The organism is Kitasatospora sp. NPDC057518 (assembly GCF_042802075.1).
Taxonomy (GTDB): Bacteria; Actinomycetota; Actinomycetes; order Streptomycetales; family Streptomycetaceae; genus Kitasatospora.
Map to the genome: position 1 here is coordinate 1 of NZ_JBHVEU010000154.1, position 17,914 is coordinate 17,914.

The 17,914-nt window shown below is 73.8% G+C and carries 13 protein-coding genes; 2 read left to right on the top strand and 11 right to left on the bottom strand.

The window, feature by feature from the left end:
- Nucleotides 1-2,397: polymorphic toxin-type HINT domain-containing protein (locus ACFU7Z_RS17880; RefSeq protein ID WP_380778168.1), on the top strand; the 2,397-nt coding region annotated here is incomplete at its 5' end.
- A 12-nt stretch (nucleotides 2,398-2,409) separates the two neighbouring features.
- On the top strand, nucleotides 2,410-2,652 hold the full coding sequence (locus ACFU7Z_RS17885; protein WP_380778170.1) for a hypothetical protein: 243 nt from the start codon (nucleotides 2,410-2,412) through the stop codon (nucleotides 2,650-2,652).
- Nucleotides 2,653-2,766: 114 nt separating this feature from the next.
- Here ACFU7Z_RS17885 and ACFU7Z_RS17890 read toward each other — a convergent pair whose 3' ends face one another.
- The 11 genes from ACFU7Z_RS17890 to ACFU7Z_RS17940 all read right to left on the bottom strand — a co-directional run.
- Nucleotides 2,767-3,669 (bottom strand): phosphotransferase family protein, encoded by a 903-nt coding sequence (locus ACFU7Z_RS17890; protein WP_380778172.1) that lies wholly within the window; start codon nucleotides 3,667-3,669, stop codon nucleotides 2,767-2,769.
- Nucleotides 3,666-4,940 (bottom strand): MFS transporter, encoded by a 1,275-nt coding sequence (locus ACFU7Z_RS17895; RefSeq protein WP_380778174.1) that lies wholly within the window; start codon nucleotides 4,938-4,940, stop codon nucleotides 3,666-3,668. Before ACFU7Z_RS17895 ends, ACFU7Z_RS17890 begins: the two co-directional genes overlap by 4 nt.
- Nucleotides 4,937-7,528 (bottom strand): lantibiotic dehydratase, encoded by a 2,592-nt coding sequence (locus ACFU7Z_RS17900; RefSeq protein ID WP_380778175.1) that lies wholly within the window; start codon nucleotides 7,526-7,528, stop codon nucleotides 4,937-4,939. Before ACFU7Z_RS17900 ends, ACFU7Z_RS17895 begins: the two co-directional genes overlap by 4 nt.
- Nucleotides 7,525-8,469 (bottom strand): PHP domain-containing protein, encoded by a 945-nt coding sequence (locus tag ACFU7Z_RS17905; RefSeq protein WP_380778177.1) that lies wholly within the window; start codon nucleotides 8,467-8,469, stop codon nucleotides 7,525-7,527. Before ACFU7Z_RS17905 ends, ACFU7Z_RS17900 begins: the two co-directional genes overlap by 4 nt.
- A gap of 88 nt (nucleotides 8,470-8,557) precedes the next feature.
- Nucleotides 8,558-9,610 (bottom strand): hypothetical protein, encoded by a 1,053-nt coding sequence (locus tag ACFU7Z_RS17910; protein WP_380778180.1) that lies wholly within the window; start codon nucleotides 9,608-9,610, stop codon nucleotides 8,558-8,560.
- A complete protein-coding gene (locus ACFU7Z_RS17915) occupies nucleotides 9,607-10,701 on the bottom strand; it encodes an arginase family protein (RefSeq protein ID WP_074004064.1) in 1,095 nt (364 codons plus the stop codon). The genes ACFU7Z_RS17910 and ACFU7Z_RS17915 overlap by 4 nt, the downstream gene beginning before the upstream one ends.
- A gap of 1 nt (nucleotide 10,702) precedes the next feature.
- Complete coding sequence (locus ACFU7Z_RS17920) at nucleotides 10,703-12,073, bottom strand: radical SAM protein (protein WP_074004065.1); 1,371 nt, start codon at nucleotides 12,071-12,073, stop codon at nucleotides 10,703-10,705.
- 48 nt (nucleotides 12,074-12,121) lie between these two features.
- Entirely contained in the window at nucleotides 12,122-14,719 is a 2,598-nt protein-coding gene (locus tag ACFU7Z_RS17925; protein ID WP_380778182.1) for a lantibiotic dehydratase, read from the bottom strand.
- A 224-nt stretch (nucleotides 14,720-14,943) separates the two neighbouring features.
- The gene (locus ACFU7Z_RS17930) at nucleotides 14,944-15,582 is read right to left on the bottom strand and encodes a class I SAM-dependent methyltransferase (protein WP_380778184.1); all 639 of its coding nucleotides are present in this window, start codon (nucleotides 15,580-15,582) and stop codon (nucleotides 14,944-14,946) included.
- 81 nt (nucleotides 15,583-15,663) lie between these two features.
- Entirely contained in the window at nucleotides 15,664-16,893 is a 1,230-nt protein-coding gene (locus ACFU7Z_RS17935; protein WP_380778188.1) for a PLP-dependent aminotransferase family protein, read from the bottom strand.
- A gap of 65 nt (nucleotides 16,894-16,958) precedes the next feature.
- The coding region (locus tag ACFU7Z_RS17940) for an alpha-hydroxy acid oxidase (protein ID WP_380778186.1) at nucleotides 16,959-17,914 on the bottom strand (956 nt) is incomplete at its 5' end.

Sequence of the window (17,914 nt, forward strand, 5' to 3'; positions counted from 1 at the left end):
AAGCAGGCGCAGACCGACCAGGCCGCCCAGCAGGTCCAGCAGGCGAAGGCCGAGGCCGACCGCCTCGCCCAGCTGGCCAACCAGCCCGGCGCCACGCCGGCGCAGGTCGCCACCGATGGCCGCAAGCTCGCCCTGATCTCCCGCAAGATCTCAGGCTCCTGGGGATCCGAGGCTGCCGAAGCGGCCCTCACCGGCCCGGACACCGCAGTGCTCTCGTACCTCAAGACCGGACGTAAGCAAGCTGACGACCGCGACGCACACGACCGTGCCGTCGAGGTCTACACCGACTCGGGGAACAACGCGGTCCGCGACGCCGCCTACACCGTGCTCCAGGGCGACCGGACCCAGGTCGGCGCGTTCCTGAACAGCGGCCAGTACGAGGCCGCGGCGCCGGAGAACCGGCTGACGATCACCCGGCTCAGCGACAAGGCCGGTCCCGCCGTCAAGGCGGCCGCCGACGCCGCGCTGCGGGTCAACACCCCCGCCGCGCTGCGGGACTTCCTCGGCAAGGGTCTGGCCGACGCGCAGGCCGCCGACGACCGCCTGACCGCCACCCGGCTCGAGGACGCCCCGGCCACCGAGCCCGAGCTCAAGGCCGCGGCGAAGGTCGCCCTCGAAGGCCCCGTGCAGGACCTGCGCGCCTTCATCGCCAAGGGCCAGTACACAGCTCAGCAGAAGGACCGGCTCACCGCCGTCCACGTCGCCGACATCAAGGGCCTGATCGCCGAGGCCACCGCCGTCGCCGCGACCGCCCAGAAGAACGCCGCCACGGCCCAGGCCGCCGCCGCCTACGCCCGCGGCGTCGCCGACGAGGCCAGGGGCTACGAGGCCACCGCCAAGGCGTCGGCCGACACCGCAGCCCAGCACGTCGCCAAGGCCCAGGCCGCCGCCGACGCCGCCCAGGCCGACGCCACCAAGGCCGCCGCGGCCGCGAAGACCGCCAACGCCGCCAAGGCCTCCGCCAACCGCGACGCCGCCAAGGCCGTCTACTCCGCCAACCAGGCCGACCAGTCGGCCCGACAGGCCCGATGGTCCGCGATTCAGGCGAACGAGTCCGCGTCCGCCGCCCGGGCCTCCGCCGAGGCGGCCGGCAAGGACGCCCAGGCCGCCCAGACCGCCGCCGACGACGCCCACGCCAGCTACGAGGTGAAGCGGGACGCCGAGGAGAAGGCCCGGCTCGCGAAGCTGGAGGCCGAGCGCAAGGAGGCCGAGAAGCAGGCCCAGGCCGAGAAGGAGAAGCAGGACGCGATCGCCGGGATCGAGGAGGAGATCAAGAAGGCGAAGGAGGACAGCGACAACGTCAGCTACCTCTACCACCTCTTCTCCGAGAGCGTCCACCTCACTCTGGACGTCATCGGCGGCGCGGGCGGCGTCATCGCCCCCGGTCTCGCCGACATCGCCGACCTCGTCAACTGCGCCTACTACGCCGTCGAGGGCCGCACCACCGAGGCCCTCACCTCCTGCATCGGCGCGATCCCCTTCATCGGCGACGGCGCCGCCATCGCCAAGCTCGCCCAGTGGGCCAAGAAGTTCGGGTCCTGGGGCGAGAAGGCCGTCGAGTTCATCCAGAAGCTCGTCACCCGTCTCCCTCCTGTCTGCCCGCTGCCGAATAGTTTTGCGGCCGGCACCCGAGTCCTGATGGCCGACGGATCCACCCGCGCCATTGAGACGGTTCGGATCGGCGACGAGGTCCTCGCCACCGATCCGACGATCGGACTGACCGGCTCCCGTCGGGTCTCGGCGACCATTTACGGCCCCAACGACCGTGACTTCACGGATATCTCGCTGGGTGCCGGGAAGTCCCTGACCAGCACCGACCACCACCCCTTCTGGTCCGAGAGCCAGAAGCAGTGGACCGACGCCGTCGACCTCAAGCCCGGCGACGACCTGCGTGACCCGGCTGGCCGGCCCCAACGTATCGAGGACGTCCGGCACTGGAACACCCTCCAGCCCGCCTACAACCTCACCGTCGACGACCTCCACACGTACTATGTGGTGGCAGGCGATACGCCGGTGCTTGTGCATAACGCCGCTCCGGCCTGTGATCTCGGTGGCTTCAAGTCGGGCGTTACTCCCGACGAGATTGCTCAGCTCAACCGTGAATTCGGTGGAGAGACGCTCCTGAGTGGCTCTCCTGAAAACATGCTGGTCAATGCGAGTCGCTACAACAGCTTCTGGGAGAAGGCCGCGGTCGTTATCCGGGATATCGCGGGAAGTCACATGTTCAACAACGGGAACAAGCGGACGGCGCAGGCGGTCGTCGAGAAGCTGATGGAGCGCAACAGCATCACCAGTGGCCCGGGCACGGCCCAGGACCTGCGCAGTGTCATCGACGCGGTCGGAAAGGGCCAGCTTCACGATATTGCCGATATTGTGGCGGCCTTGAGGGGATACTAGGGATGGCCTGACATGAACATCGAAAAGCTGATGGAGGGCCTAGGCCGCGCCGGCGTCACCGTAATCCTTAAGGTGGATGACGAGAGGATGGCGGACGGCGGGGACCCGTGGACGGTGGTCATGTCCGGAAGGGTTCTTGGAGATCAAGGGTTCATCCGGGCTGAATCCTCCAGCCTTGACGAATGCATTGAGCAGGCTGTCGAGCGACTGCGAACCCGTCAGGGCGACTGGGCGTGGCTGAGGGAAATCTCCTGAGGTGACTGCGAGGCCCCACTGATCTTAGGTCAGTGGGGCCTCGCGGTGTCTTGGTGGGCAAGCGGCGATATCAGGCGGCACCAGTCGCAGGCAATGGGTCGCCGTCGTCGGCGGTTACAGGCGGCTGAGGCGCTCGGCGAGGGCGCGGGCGTGGGTGGCGGCGGTGGGGCCGCGGGTGGGGTCGGGGGCTTCGGAGAGGAAGACCAGGGCGAGCATCAGGGCGGCGTCGAGGCGGCAGGCGAGGAGGGTGGGGTCGTCCTCGGCCGGGACGGGGGCGAGGGTGGCGTAGCCGGCGCGGAGGGCGGGGAGGTCGAGGTCGTTCTCGGGGTAGCGGGCGTATTCGGCGAGGCGGCCGAACTCGAGGGCGGGGGTGCCGAGGAGGGCGTTGGACCAGTCCAGGAGGGCGGTGGTGCGGCCCTGGTGGCGGCGGATGTTGGAGCTGCGGACGTCGAGGTGGAGGAGGCTGGTCCCGGTGAGGGGGGAGAGGTGCCGGGCGAGCAGGTCGGGGGCCGGGGGCTCGGGCCAGTCGGCGACGAGGCGGGCGAGTTCGGCCCAGCGGCGGCCTATCCGGGTGGTGAGGACCTCGGCGGTGGTGCCGCCCTCGGCGGCGACGGGGTGCAGTGGCGGCGGGGGTCCCTGGTGGAGCCGGGCGAGGAGCCGGCCGAGGGCGTGGGAGTCGAGCGGGGTGCCGTCGTCGGGGACGTAGTCGGAGAGCAGCACGTCGGGGGAGTCGGGGTCGTCGGCGAGGACGAGTTCCCGGGCGCGGGCGACGGGCAGGCCGTGTTCGGCCAGGTGCCGGGCGATGGCGTGCTCCTGGACGAGCAGGGCGCGGGTGTCCACGTGCGGGTCGTTGGCGTTGGAGTCGAAGCGGTGGTGCGCGAGCCGTACGGCGACCGGTTCGCCGTCCCGGGCCCGGGCCCGGAAGACGGTGAACTCCAGTCCCTTGCCGACGAGTTCCAGGCCGCTCAGGCCCCACTGTCCGGCCAGTCGGTCCAGTACGGCGAAACGCTCACTCATGGTGCATCCTCGGTGGTCTTGCGACGGTCGGTCACCCTGCTGTCCCTCAGCAGGGCGTAGGCGATCGGCAGGCAGGTCAGCAGGGTGACCACGCCGCCGAGGGCGAAGGCGGTGCGCGGCCCGGCCGAGGCGCTCACCCGGCCGAAGACCAGCGCGCCGAGGGGCATGGTGCCCCAGGCGAAGAGCCGGTAGACGCCGGTGGCCCGGCCGAGCATCCGGTCCGGGATGATCGTCTGGCGCAGGGAGACGGCGACGACGTTCCAGACCATCAGGGCGAAGCCGGTGACGCCGTAGGCGACGGCGACCACGGGGACCCGGTCGGTGGCGGCCACCGCCAGGCCGGCGGCGCCCATCAGGGCCAGGTTGCCGACCAGCGCGGGGACCCGGCCGACGGCCTTGCTGAGCCGGCCGGCGACCGCGCCGCCGATCACGCCGCCGACCGCCCCGGCGGCCAGCAGCGCCCCGTACGCGGCGTCCGGGAGTTCCAGCACCTCGCGGACCAGGATCACGAAGACGGCGATCTGGCCCAGGTAGACGGCGTTGATGACCCCGGCGGAGACGGTCAGGGCGCGCAGCAGCGGATCGCGGAGGACGAAGGCGACGCCCTCGCGGATGTCGGCCAGCAGGCGGGGCTTCCCGGTGCCCGGCCCGGGTTCGGCGGCAGGCCCGGATTCAGGCCCGGACTCGGGCACCGGCCCGCGCACGCCGCGCAGCAGCAGCGCGGAGGCCAGGAAGGAGACCGCGTCGATCACCAGCGGGACGGCCCGGCCGACCGTGAACAGCACGCCGCCGACGACCTGCCCGAGCAGGTCGCGCCCGACGGTCTGGACGGCGAAGAGCCGGCCGTTCGCCGACTCCAGCCGGTCCTTGGGCACGACGCTCGGCAGCAGCGCGAAGGACGCGCAGTCGAACAGCACCTCGCCGACGCCCAGCAGGAACGCGGAGGTGAGCAGCGGCCAGAAGGTCAGCCGGTCGGCGGCGAGCAGCAGGACGGTGAGCGCCAGCACCGCGGCGCGCAGCAGGTCGGCGAGGACCATCAGCAGGCGCCGCTCGAAGCGGTCGGCGTACGCCCCGGCGGGCAGGGCGAACAGCAGCCAGGGCACCGTGGTCGCGGCGGTGACGGCGGACACCTGGAAGGCGTCGTCCAGCACCGCGGTGGACAGCAGCGGCAGCGCGGCGAAGCGCATGCCGTCGCCGACCGCGGAGGAGGCGGCGGCGCCGAGGACCCGGTGGTAGCCGGAGGAGGGGCGGACGGCGGTGTCGGTGCTCACCCGCGCGGCTCCGCGGCGGGGTTCCCGGCCGAGAAGACGGCGCAGCGCAGTTCGCTGGTGTACCGCCGGCCGTCCACGTCCAGCCAGCGCTGGTCGGGGGCGGGCAGCATCTCGGACACCTCCAGGGTGCCCTCGGCGCGGGCGGCCAGCCGGCCCAGCTGCCGGACCAGCAGCGGGGACTCCCAGTCGACGTAGACCGGCTTGGGCTCGCCGGGGACCTTGACGAAGACGTGCCGGGGCAGCCGGTGCTCGGCGCGCAGCCGGCAGGCGGCGACGAACAGCGCGGCGTCGTCCCGGCCGGTCTGGCGGCCGAAGGCGGCGGTGTCGCGCAGCCGGGCGGCGGGGATGCGCCAGGTCTCGCGCTGCAGCACGACGCGGCCGCAGCGGATGCGCGGGATGTGCGCCAGGTCGGGGGCGTCCAGTCCGGCGCCGCCGAAGTGGCGGGGGAAGGCGAACGGGGAGAGCGGGTCCTGCCGGATGCTCGGGCCGCCGGCCGGGGGCGCCATCAGGCGCAGCCGGCCCTCGACGCCGTGGGCGCGCAGCTCCAGCCGGCCGTCGCGCAGCACCAGGTAGAGCTGGGAGGGCTGCAGCACCCGGTCGCGGGACTGCGCGGAGCGGCCGTAGACCTCCAGGTCGTGGCAGGGGTAGACGAGTTGGGTGGAGGACTTGTCGGGGTGGCCGCGGGACAGGTTGGCGAGCACCTCGTCGTCGGCGAGCAGGGACTGGTAGCCGCGGTACACCTCGGAGAGCAGTTCGGGGGTGTGCTCCTGGATCAGTGGGCCGAAGCTGGTGTGGGTGATGACCTCCCGCACCGCGTGGCAGTCGCCGATGACGGCGGTGAACCGGCCCTCGGCCAGGTCCTCCCGGCTCCGCGCGGCGAACAGGATGTCCGGGTCGCAGACGGCGGGCGGGCTGCTCGGCTGGGCGGCGAGGACGGCGGCCATCCGCTCCCGGTCGACCACGACCTCGGAGCGGTCCGGGTCGGTGGCGGCCTCGCCGAGCAGGGCGGCGCCGATCTCCCGGTCCAGTTCGGCGAGTTCGGCCTCGACGGCAAGGCAATCGCGGGCGATGGCGTCGCGGTCGCGGAAGAACTCGGCGTAGAGGACGTCCAGCGGGATCTCCACGCCGGGGCCGAACCGGTCGGCCACCCACCGGGTGAGGATGACCAGTTCGCGCCGCATCCGCAGGCGCGGGCCGGCCAGCACGGTCTCGTACACGATGGACAGCTCGTCGGTGATGAAGCGGGCGAGGTCCGGGCCGACGGTCAGGTCGGCGGGGCGGCCGCGGGCCTCCTCGAACAGGATGCTGCGGTCGGCGTAGTGCAGGCCGCTGTTGCGGTTGGCGGGGCCGCCGGTCAGCTGCTCGAACCGGGCCTTGCTCTCGGCGAGCGCGGCCGCGCGCTCGGGCAGCGGCAGGGCGGCGAAGCGGGTCAGGTCGGCCTCGAAGCCGTCGATCGCGGTGAGCAGCGGGTCGGCCAGCGGGGCGGGGGCGGCGAGCAGTTGCTCGCGCAGGGCGGCCAGCGGCCGGTGGTCGCCGATCGGGATCTCGAACTCGACGACCACCCATTCGCGCTCGGCGAGTCCGGCGAGCACCTCGTCGAAGGGGACGGGGCAGCGCTGCTCGTCCTGCCAGGCCTGCCGCAGTTCGCTCAGGGTGCGTTCGCCGTCGCAGTGCTGCCACAGCCAGGCCTCGTACGGTTCGACCGGGCGCCCGCCGAGGTGCTGGAAGTCCCAGTCGGTGTCCAGGCCGTCGCGGGTGGTGAAGGCGTAGAGGTCGATCCGGCCGTCGCGCAGGAAGGACAGCGGGCGGCGCCGGGGGCGGGCGTGGTCGAGCAGGCCGGGGACGGCGGCGGCGCTCTGGGCGAGCTTCTCCGCGGCCCAGTGGCTGAACAGCGCGCGCCGTTCCAGCTCCCGCTCGCCGGACCAGGTGATGCCGGGGGCGGTGCCGACCCGGCCGGGGGTGAAGGGGCCGAAGTGCGAGTGGGTCTCGTTCTTGGTGGTGACCCGCTGGAGGTACATGGTGAGCAGGTCGGTCATCTTGCGGGTTCGCCGCCCGGTCGCGCCGTCGTGGGCGTCGAGCCAGGCGGCGAAGGTGGGGTAGGCGGAGTCGTTGGAGAGCAGCAGGACCTGCCGCAGCCGCTCGTCGCCGAAGGCCTCGACGACGGCGGCCCCGGCCCGGTCGAGGCGGTCCTGGTGCCGGGCGGCGAACCGGGTCTGCTCCTCGGCGAAGTGCCGGGCGGCGTCCTGGTAGGCGCGCAGGACGGCGGCCTCCTCGGCGGGCACGGCGGCGGCCGCGGCGGCCAGCTCGGGCTCGGGGACGGGCAGCAGGAACCCGGCGGGGGAGGACAGCCGGGCGGCGCCGGGCACCGGGTGGCGGCGCAGGGCGGCCTTGAACGCGTCGGCCAGCTCCTTCAGCCGCTGCCCGTGGGCGACGAGCTCCCGGGCCTCCTCGGTGGCGGCCGGGTCGGCCAGCGGCGCGAGCAGCTCCATCGGGAAGCCGGCCTGGCGGAGCACGACGACCGGCGCGAGCTGCCAGGGGACGCGCACCCCGGGCTCGGCGGCGGTCCGGGGATCGTTGACGGTGGTCACGGCCTCACCTGGGGGATCGAGTGGACGGGCGGACGGCGGTCGTGCAGGGCGTCCAGGACGGCGAGCGGGTCGGCGGGGAGCGCGGGCAGCAGGCCGGGGCTCGGCGCCCAGGGCTTGACCCGCACCCCGTGGTAGTCGGACCCGGCGGTGGCGACCAGGCCGAGCCGCCCGGCGGCCTCGGCGAGCCGGGCGCTGTCGGCCGGGGTGTGCCAGCTGGTCCACACCTCCAGTCCGGCCAGGCCGGCCGCCCGCAGCGGCGCCAGCAGTTCGGCGCACCGCGGGGCGTCCAGGCCGGCGGTGTGCGGGCCGGGGTGGGCGAGGACGGCGACGCCGCCCGCCCGCTCGATCCAGGACAGCACGTCCACCAGGTCGGGGTTGACGGGGTGTTCGACGTGCAGCGGCCGGCCCGGGCGGCACCAGTCGACGATGAGGCGGGCGAACCGGTCGTCGCCGTCGGCGTACGGGGCGAACCGGGGGTCGTCCCCGGCGGCCTCCAGCAGCAGGGCCAGGTAGTCGTTGACGTAGGCCACCCGGTCGCCGCCGAGGCGCCGTTCGACGTCGGCCCGGGCGATCGGCACGCCGAGGGCGTGCGCCCGGTCGGTCCAGGTGCGCCACCAGGCCAGTTCGGCGTCGTGGAGGCGTCCGATCCGCTGCCGGAACGCCTCGTCGCCGGGGTCGACGAAGTAGGCGAGGCAGTGGGTCTCCTCGCCGCGCCAGGTGGTGGTGATCTCGCAGGCCGGGACGACGGTGAGGCGCCCGGCGGCGGCCCGTTCGAAGGCGGCGACGCCCGCGAGGGTGTTGTGGTCCGTCACGGCGGCGACCCGCAGCCCGGCCTCGACGCACCGCCTCGCCAGGTCGGCCGGCGCCTCGTCCCCGTCCGAGTGCCGGGTGTGCAGGTGCAGGTCGACCGGGGTGGCCAGGGTCGCGGGCGCCCCCCGCATCAGCGGGACCTCCACGCCGACCGGAATCCCCGCGCCGGCCGGGATCCCCGCGCCGACAGGGCCCCCCGCACCGGCAGGCTCCTCCGCATCAGCGGGCCCCGGGCAGGGTGCGCCGCCAGGAGGCGGCCAGCCAGCGCTCGTACTCGGGGCCGGACGGCTCGTCCACGACCAGGCAGAGCGGCTCGATGATCCGCCCCGCGCCGCCGGCCAGGCCGCCGTGCAGCATGGTCAGGTTGTGGCCGAGCAGCAGGTCGCAGTGCTCGCCCGGGGCGAGCACCTCCCAGCGGCGGCGGAACCGCGCCCAGGTCAGGCCGGTGGCCATGAGCAGCTGGTGGCAGAAGAGCCGGGCCGCCTCGCCCCGGCACTCGCCGCAGGCGCACTCGCGGGCCAGCGGCACGGCGGCGGGGTAGCGCCGCCGCTCCTCCTTGGACAGGTCCGCCTCGCTGTGGTGGAAGGACAGGCCGTGCCAGAACGTCTCCTCCAGCCCGAGCATGGCGCCCACCGACGGGTAGGCGCAGCCGTGTTCGGGCTGGCGCTCCAGGCCGCGGCGCAGGTTGCCGCCGAGCCAGCGGGCCGCGCCGGCCACCGGGTCGTCGCCCCGGTCGATGCCGCGCCGCTCCAGCACCTCGTCGATCACGCCGAGCCAGTCGTAGTACGTGGTGACGCTCAGCCCCTCGCCGACCTCGGGCAGGAAGATGCCCTGGTACATCTTGTGCGCGGCGGTGGTGGTGTACCCGGAGTCGCCGTAGGTGCGCTGGGCCGGGTCCCAGTCGGAGGCGTCCTGGAGGCTGGGCGTCAGGTACGAGCAGTGCTGGCCGTCGTGGTGGGGCAGCAGGGTCCGGGTGGTGTAGCCCTCGGGGACGTAGGTCTGCTGCGCCTTGTCGACCTCCAGCCGCATCCGGGCGGGGGCGCCGCGGGCGATCAGCGCGGTGCGGACGCGCTCGACGATGCCGGTGGACAGCCGGCGGCTCTCCTCGACCCCGAGCCGCAGCCGGCCGATCCGGAAGACGGCGTAGCCGGTCCGGTGGATGACCTCGACGGCTCCGGCGGCGAGGGCTTCCAGCGCCCGCTCGCGCTCGGCGGGGGCCCCGGAGACCAGCGGGGTACAGTCGAACTGCGCTTCGTGGGGCGTGAATCTCACCGGTGCTCCAGGGGTGCGGAGGGGGTGCCGGGGGCCCAGGGCGCGAGTTCGGCCGGGGCGACCTCGGTGCGGAACAGGAACTCGAAGAGCAGCCGGGCGGCGATCTGCGCGGTGCCGCCGGACGGGTCGTAGCGGGGCGCGATCTCGGCGATGTCGACGGCGCCGACGGGCAGCGCCCGCAGCTCCTCGTAGACGTCGAGGAGGTCGCCGATGCCGATGCCGCCCATGGTGACGTGCCCGGTGCCGGTCGCCGCGGCACTGTCGAGCACGTCGATGTCGAGGGAGACGTAGACGGTGTCGCAGCGCGAGCCGAGTTCCTCGATGACGGGGCGCAGGGCCGCGGCGGCGCCGTCCCGGGTGATCAGGGAGCCGGGGACGACGTGGAAGCCGCTGTCCAGCAGGCCGCGGAACTGGTCGTACTTGGTCACGTCCCCGACCCCGACGAAGGCGATGTCCTCCGGGCGCATCTGCGGGATCTCGCTGATCCGGCGGGAGTTGGAGCCGTGGTAGAGCGGCCCGTGCAGGGTGCTCCAGTTGCCGAAGTCGAAGTGGTGGTCGATGTTGATGAACCCCACCCGGCCGGCGCCGCGGTCCAGCCGGCCGGCGCGGAAGCCGGCGAAGGTGGGGAAGGTGCAGGAGTGGTCGCCGTTGAGGAAGATCAGCCGCGGGGCGTTCTGGCTGAGCCGGCGGCTCTCGGCGGCGACGGCCTGGAAGGTCTTGACGGTGTCCGTCGGGTAGATGTGGAGGTCTCCGGCGTCCGCGACGCGGGGCGCGTGGTAGCGGAAGGTCTGCCCGGTGCGGGTGTCCAGCATCCGCCACTGGCCGAGGCTGGTGAGGTAGCTGGAGAAGACCAGGCTGGCCTGGCGGACCGCCCGCGGCCCCTCGGCGGCGCCGGGCCGGGAGCTGGCGGTGGCGTCGTAGGGAACGCCGGACACCACCCAGCCCGTCTCGCCCACGTCCACCTGGTCGGCGGTGGTGGTGGGGGCGCCGAAGAGGGTGCCGACGCCGGCCCAGCCGGGCAGCGGGTCCTGCTCGAAGTCCTCCGGCTTGACGCTGGTGCGGAGGGCTTCGAAGTCGGGGAGCTCGGTCATGTCAGTTCTCCTGCGCGGCGGGCGTGACGGACAGGCCGGGTACGGCGGAGGCCGGGGCGGCGGGCAGCGGGTCGCGGATGATGGCGTGCGCCGCGGCGATCTTCTCCTGGAACAGGTCCCAGCTGTCCTCGGGGGACAGGTGCCGGGGCCGGTAGACGACCGGGGCGTCCTCCCGCCAGTCCGCGAAGTCCCAGTTGAAGATGCGCTCGCGCAGCCTGGGGAAGTCCGGGGTGAGCGGGTACGGGACGAAGTTGTAGAGGTTGAAGAGCCACAGCGCCGATTCGTTCTCCCGCATCCAGCTGACGGTCTGGCCGTGCGCGGCCTCCGTCTCCTCGTCCAGGCCGCCCATCATGTTGAGGACGATCTTCAGCCCGGCGTCGCTGAGTTGACGGATCTTCGAAGTGTAGTCGTCCAGGCCGCGGGAGAGCTTGTTGAGGCGCTTGAGCATCTGCGAGTCGGCCGACTCGAAGCCGAGCTCCACGGCGACGACGCCGAGTTCGAGCATGGCCTCGACGATCCACTCCTTCACCTGCATCACGTGGGTCTGCACGATGAAGCGGTAGCCGGGGCGGTCGCGGAAGACGTCCAGCAGGTTGCCGACGGCCTCGCGGGACTGGCCGAAGGTCTTGTCGCCGATGTAGAAGAGCCGGGTGTCGGGGAACCGGCTGGTCAGCTCGTCGACCTCCTGGGCGAGCGCGTCCTTGGCGACCAGGGTGAGCTGCTTGCTCCAGGCGTCGCCGCAGAACGAGCACTGGTACAGGCAGCCGTGGCTGGCGTTGAGCCGCAGCAGCGGGACCCGGCCCTGGTAGCCGCCGAGGTGGCGGTAGTCCGGCGCCCAGGTGATCCGGTCGGACACCAGCCCGGGCAGCAGCGGCTTCTCCAGGCTGCCGCCGGACCCGGAGGCGAGTTCGACGAGCCGGCGTACGAAGGTGGCGTCGAGCTGGCCGCGGTGCACGGCGTGCACGGCGCCGTCGGGGGCGAGCGGGGCCATGTTGCCGCCGAGGACGACGCGCCGGCCGGCGTGCTCCAGCCGCTTGGCCACCTCCAGCGCGAGCCGGAGGTTCTGGGCGAGCGGGGACATCAGGACCAGGTCGCCGGGGGCGGTCGCCTCCAGCAGCGGCTCGGCGCAGTGCTCCGGCTCGGCCGGGGTCCTGGACAGGTCGCGGAAGACGGAGTCCAGGCCCGCGGTGTTCAGCAGGGCGGTCAGGTGGGCGACCCAGAGCGGCATCTCCCACAGGCCGTCGGTCGGGATGAAGTACTCGGGCAGCATGGCCCGGAAGCGCCGGTCGTAGTCGTCGTAGTAGCGGGCGAGGTTCGGGTCGGGGTCGTGGCTGGAGGGGAAGGGCAACTGGACGATGCAGCTCTTGGTCATGGCGGTGCCTTCGGTCGGTGAGGGCGTGGGGTCCTCGACGTGGAGCACTCAGTGGGGACGGCGCGAGAAGACCGCACAGCGCAGCTCGCTGGTGTGACGTTCTCCGTCGATGTCGAGCCAGAGGTGCTCCGGGGCGGGGAGCATTTCGCTGAACTCCAGAGCGGCGGCCGTCTTCCGGGCGAGCCGGAAGACCTGCCGGACGATGAGGGGGGATTCCCAGTCGACGTAGACCGGTTTCGGCTCGCCGGGGATCTTCAGGAAGCCGCGGCGCGGCAGGCCGAGTTCGCGGCGCAGCCGGCGGGCGGCGGCGAACTCCGGGGCGTCGCCCTTGGAGCGGTGGACGCCGGGGCTCCAGCCGCGCAGGGCCTCGGCGGGGACGCGCCAGCGCTCCCGGTGCAGCACGATCCGGCCGCAGCGGATGCGGGGCACGTGGTCGCGGTCCCGGTCGCGGACGCCGACACCGCCGAAGTGGCGGGGGAAGGCGAACGGGGAGAGCGGGTCCTGGCGGATGCTGGGGCCGCCCGCCAGCGGGGCGAGCAGCTTGAGCCGGCCGGCCAGGCCGTGGGCGCGCAGCTCCAGCCGGTCGGCGGTGGCCACCAGGTACAGCGCGCCGGGCTGGAGGACGTCGCCGCGGGCCTTCGGGGAGAGCCCGTACACCTCCAGGTCCGGGCAGGGGTAGGTGAGTTGGGCGCCGGTCTTGTCGGGGTGCGAGCGGGAGAGGTCGACCAGCACCTCGTCCTCGTCGAGCAGCCCCCGGTAGCGGTCGTGGACCGCGTCGAGGAGTTCGGGCGCCTCGGCCTGGAGCATCGAGGCGAAGCTGGAGTGGGTGAGCGCCTCGCGGACGGCGTGGCAGTCCCCGACCACGGCGAGGAAGTCGCCGCGGCCGATCGCGGCGGCGTCCGGCGCGGCGAGCATGACGTCCGGGTTGCACAGCGCGGGCGGGGTGTCGGGGTGGCGGGCGAGCAGCTCCTCCAGCCGGGCCCGGTCGACGACGCTCTCGGAGCGGCCGTCCTCGGCGCCGTCCAGCAGCAGGTCGACGACCTCCCGGTCGAGCGCCGCGATCTCCCGGTCCACCTCCTCGCACTCGGCGGCGAGCAGCGGCTTGTCGGCGAAGAAGGCGGCGTAGAAGTCCGGCAGCGGTACGGGCGTGCCGGTGCCGAAGCGCCGTGCCGTCCAGCGGTGCAGGATGTCCAGTTCGCGGCGGACGCGCAGCCGGGGGACGAGCAGCGTCAGGTCGTAGACCACGGACAGCTCGCGGCCGATCAGGGCGGCGACGTCGGGGCCGAGGACGACGTCCCTGACCGGGCTGTACGCCTCCTCGTAGAGGATGCTCCGGTCCGCGTAGTGCCGGCCCTCGGAGCGGTTGGCGGCGGAGCCGGTGACCTCCTCGAAGGCCTGCTTGAGCTCGCCGAGCAGGGCCGCGCGCCGCTCCGTCGGGCCCTCCGCGAAGCGGCGCAGCCCGTCCTGGAAGCGGCGCACCACGGCGAGGTCGGGGGAGTCGTCGGCGAGCTGACCGGCGAGTTCGCGCAGCACGTCGGTGGCGCCGATCGGGATCTCCCGGCGGCCGATCAGCCAGTCCTGGTCGACGAGTTCGGCGAGCACCCGGTCGAAGTCGCGGTCGGCCGGGCGGTCCGGGCGGTCGGCCCAGGCGGCGCGCAGCCAGGCGACCGTGCGCTCGCCGTCGCAGTGCTCCCAGAGCCAGGACCGGTCGGCGTCGAAGGTGTCGGCCTTCACCGCGACGAAGCGCCAGCCGTCCGGCATGCCGGTGGTGCTCTCGAACGCGTACAGCCGGACGACGGGGCCCTCGGCGAAGGCGAGGGGCCGCCGGCGGGGGCGCACCGCCTCGAAGGCCTCCGGCCGGGCGCTGAAGACCTCGGCCATCGCCTCGCCCGCCCAGTGGCTGAGCAGGGCGATCCGGCGCAGCGGGCCGGTGGACCAGCCGACGCCGGGGGCGGCGCCCTCCGGTGCGGTCCGGGCGACGGCGAGGGGGCCGAAGTGCGAGTGGGTCTCGTTCTTGGTGGTGACCCGCTGGAGGTACATGGCGAGCAGGTCGGTCATCCGCTTGACGTGGCCGTCCGACCCGGCGCCGCCGGAGGCGAGCCAGGCGGTGAACTCCTCGAAGCGGGCGTCGTTGGACAGCAGCAGGACCTGCTGGAGGGAGGGTTCGCGGAACAGGTCCACGACGGTCCGGCGGGCGTCGGCGAGGGCGGCGCCGTGCTCCCGCTCGAAGGCCTCCCAGTGGCCGTCCAGGGCCTGCACCGCGTCCTGGTAGCGCTTGGCCGAGTCCAGGGCGGCCGGGCCGAGTTCGGCTTCGAGCCGGGCGAGGTCGGCGGGCGGGAAGGGGCGGAGCATGCCGACGCCGGAGGCGAGGTCGCCCCGGGTGCCGGCCCGCTCGGCGCGCAGGTCGGCCTTCAACCGCCGCCCCAGCTCGACGGCTTCGTCCCGCAGGTCGAGGACGGCGTCGGCGGCCCGGGCGGTCGAGGGGGCGACGACGCGGTCCAGCAGCGAGAGCGGGTAGCCCGCGTGGCGCAGCATCGCGACCGGGGCGAGGGACCACCCCGGGCCGCCGTCCGCCCCGGTGGTCGGGGTGCGGTCGCCTCCCGTCGGAGGTCGTGCGCCGTCCGGACGCGGCTTCGGCTCGTCCATGATCGCCCCCTTGTGGCTGACTTGATCACGACAGTTCGTGACCATAACAACGTGTCGAGGGGGCGTTCAATAACGATGTGGTCAACGCACGGATTTCCGGCCGAGATTGACCGGTCGTCAGCCGAAATCCGTGGTGGTGCTCCAGGGCCCGACGATTGGGATGGCCGCAAACGGCCTGTTTCGACCCGAACGTGACGCTCGCTCGGGGGCCGGGCCCGGCCGGCTCAGGGGGCGGTACGGGCGTACGCGGTCAGCCAGTTGAGGTCGCGGTGCCCGGCGCCGTAGCGCTGCCGCTCGTTGACGACGCGGACGTCGGCCCCGGTGAAGCCGGCCGCCTCCAGCAGGCCGCGGACCCGGTCGGCGGTCTGGTAGCGGAAGAAGCGGGCGGCGTCGGCGCTGAAGGACTCGACGAACTCCTCCTCGCCCTCCCCCTCCTTGAAGCTGACGAACAGCGCCCCGCCGGGCCGCAGCACCCGGTGGAACTCGGCCAGCGCGGCCGCCACGTGCTCGTCCCTGAGGTGCAGCAGCGTCGCCTGGGACCAGACGCCCGCGAAGGAGGCGTCGGGGAGGTCCAGCGCGCACACGTCCATGCGCCGGAAGTCCAGGCCGGGGTGGAGCTCCCGGGCCCGGGCGACGAAGGGCTCGCTCAGGTCGACGCCGGTCACCGCCACGCCCCTGGCCGCCAGCAGGGCCGTGTCGCGGCCGAAGGCGCACCCGGCGTCCAGGACCGGCCCGGCCGGATCGGGGAGCATCCCGGTGAAGAGGTCGAGCTCCTCGTCCGGGACCATGCCCTTGGTGGCGGACTCGTACTTGTCGGCGCTGTGCTCGTAGGCGGCGATGGTGCGTGAGAGGTAGTCAAGCATGCCTGAAACCTACCCTCGTGGGGGTCGGAGCGGGCCGGAAGGGGGGGCGCCCCGGACGGGACGCCCCCCTTCCGGGGCCGGTCAGGACCGCGCGGCGAGCAGCGCGGCCAGCCCGTCCAGCCCCCGGTCGACGGTGGCCGGGTCGACCTGGCTGACGGAGAGCCGCAGTTGGTGCTCCCCGCCCGTCCCCGGGTAGAAGTGCGACATCGGTGTCCAGATCACCCCGTACTCCGAGGCGGAGCGCTCCAGCAGCGCGTCGTCCACCACGCAGGGCACCGTGAGCACCAGGAAGAACCCGCCGCGCGGCTCGTTCCAGGTCACCCCGCAGCCGGGCGGGAAGCGCCGGGCCAGGCCCTCCAGCACCAGCGCGAGGTTGCGCCGGTAGAGCGCGGCCACCTCGGTGTTGGCGGCCCGCAGGCTGTGGCCGTGCTCCAGCAGCGCGCCGCCGATCACGGCCTGGGCGATCGGCGAGGTGTTCACCGTGGTCATGCTCTTGATCATGCCGAGCAGGTCGGCGAACAGCCCGGTGCCGCCCTGCCCGTCCGCCACCAGCTGGTCCGCCACCACGTACCCGACCCGGGCGCCCGGCAGGGCCGTCTTGGCGAAGGAGCCGAGGTGGACCACCCGCCGGTCGGTGTCCAGCGCCTTGAGCGAGGGCAGCCGCTCCTCGCCGGCGAACACGCAGTACGGGTTGTCCTCCAGCAGCAGGAAGTCCTCCTCGGAGGCCAGCGCCAGCAGCTCCCGGCGCAGCTCCAGCGGCAGGCTGGCCCCGCTCGGGTTGGCCACGTCCGGCACCAGGTAGAGCGCCCGCGGGCGCAGCCCCTCGGCCCGGGCGGCGGCCAGTTGACGGCGCAGGTCGGCGAGGTCCACGCCGTCCGGGCCGTCGGCGACCGCCCGCACCGGCAGGTCGGCCAGCAGCGCCGCGCCGGTCAGCCCCACGTAGGTGGGGGAGACGGCCAGCACCAGGTCCTCGGGGCCGCGGCGCAGCGCCCGCAGCACCAGGAACATCGCCTCCTGGCAGCCCACCGTGACCACGATCGACTCGGCGGGCACCTCGATGCCCTCGTCGGTGGCGAGGTGGGTGGCGATCAGGTCGTGGATGATCCCCTTGGTCCGCCCGTACTGGAGCACCTGCCGGCGGGCCGCCTCCTCGGTCAGCCCGCGCTCGGTGCGCAGGTGGTCGACGTAGCGGTCCAGGTGGCGGTGGACGGCGTCCAGCTCGAAGAACTGCTCGGCCGGGCGGCCGGCCGCGAAGGAGACCGCCTCCGGGTAGCGGATGGAGATCTCGTTGAGCAGGTTCATCGAGGTCATCGCCGGGTCGGCGAGGGAGGTGTGCAGGCCCGCGAGCAGCAGGTCGTGCGGTGCGGCGATGGTGGTCACGGGGTGCTCCAGACGGGGCAGGGCAGGGTGGTGGTGCGCAGTTCGGCGGCGGCCCGGGGGTCGGCGCAGCCCGCGAGGCCGAGCGCGTGCCGCAGCTCGGTGGCGAGCAGGTCGAGGACCTCGGTGCAGCCCGCCTCGCCGCCGGCCGCCAGGCCCCAGATCAGCGGGCGCCCGAGCAGGACCCCGGTGGCGCCGAGGGCCAGCGCGGTGAGCACGTCCGAGCCGCCGCGCACCCCGCTGTCCAGCAGCACCTGGCAGTCCTCGCCGGCCAGCGCCTCGGCGACCTCCGGCAGCATCGTCACGGCGGGCACGGCCCGGTCGAGCTGGCGGCCGCCGTGGTTGGAGACCACCACGGCCGCGGCGCCGATCCCGGCGGCCCGCCGGGCGTCGGCCGGGTCGAGCACGCCCTTGACCACCAGCGGCAGGTCGGTCTCGCCGCGCAGCCACTCGAGGTCGGCCCAGGTGACGCCGGGGGAGAGCAGCTCGGCGGTGTGCGCGGCCACCGCCGAGACGGCGGCGGTGGACTCGTGCGCCCGCCCGGCGGCGCCGCCCTCCAGCAGCGCCGCGCGGACGTCCGACGGCAGGGCGAAGGCGTTCCTGGCGTCGCGCAGCCGGCGGCCCATGTACGGCACGTCGGCGGTGACCACCAGGGCCTCGCTGCCGGCCTCCTCGGCCGCCCTGACCAGGTCGAGCAGCCGGCCGCGGTCGCGCAGCCAGTACAGCTGGAACCAGAGCGTGGCGCCGGTCTTCGCGAGCTCCTCGAAGCCGACGCTGCTGAGCGTGCCGACGGTGAACGGCACGCCCGCGGCGGCCGCGGCGCGGGCCGAGGCCAGCTCGCCCTCGGGGTGGAACAGCCGGTGGTAGGCGACGGGTGCCACCGCCACCGGCAGGGCCGCCCGGCTGCGCACCAGGGTGGCGGCGGTGTCCCGGGTGCTGACGTCGGTCAGCACCC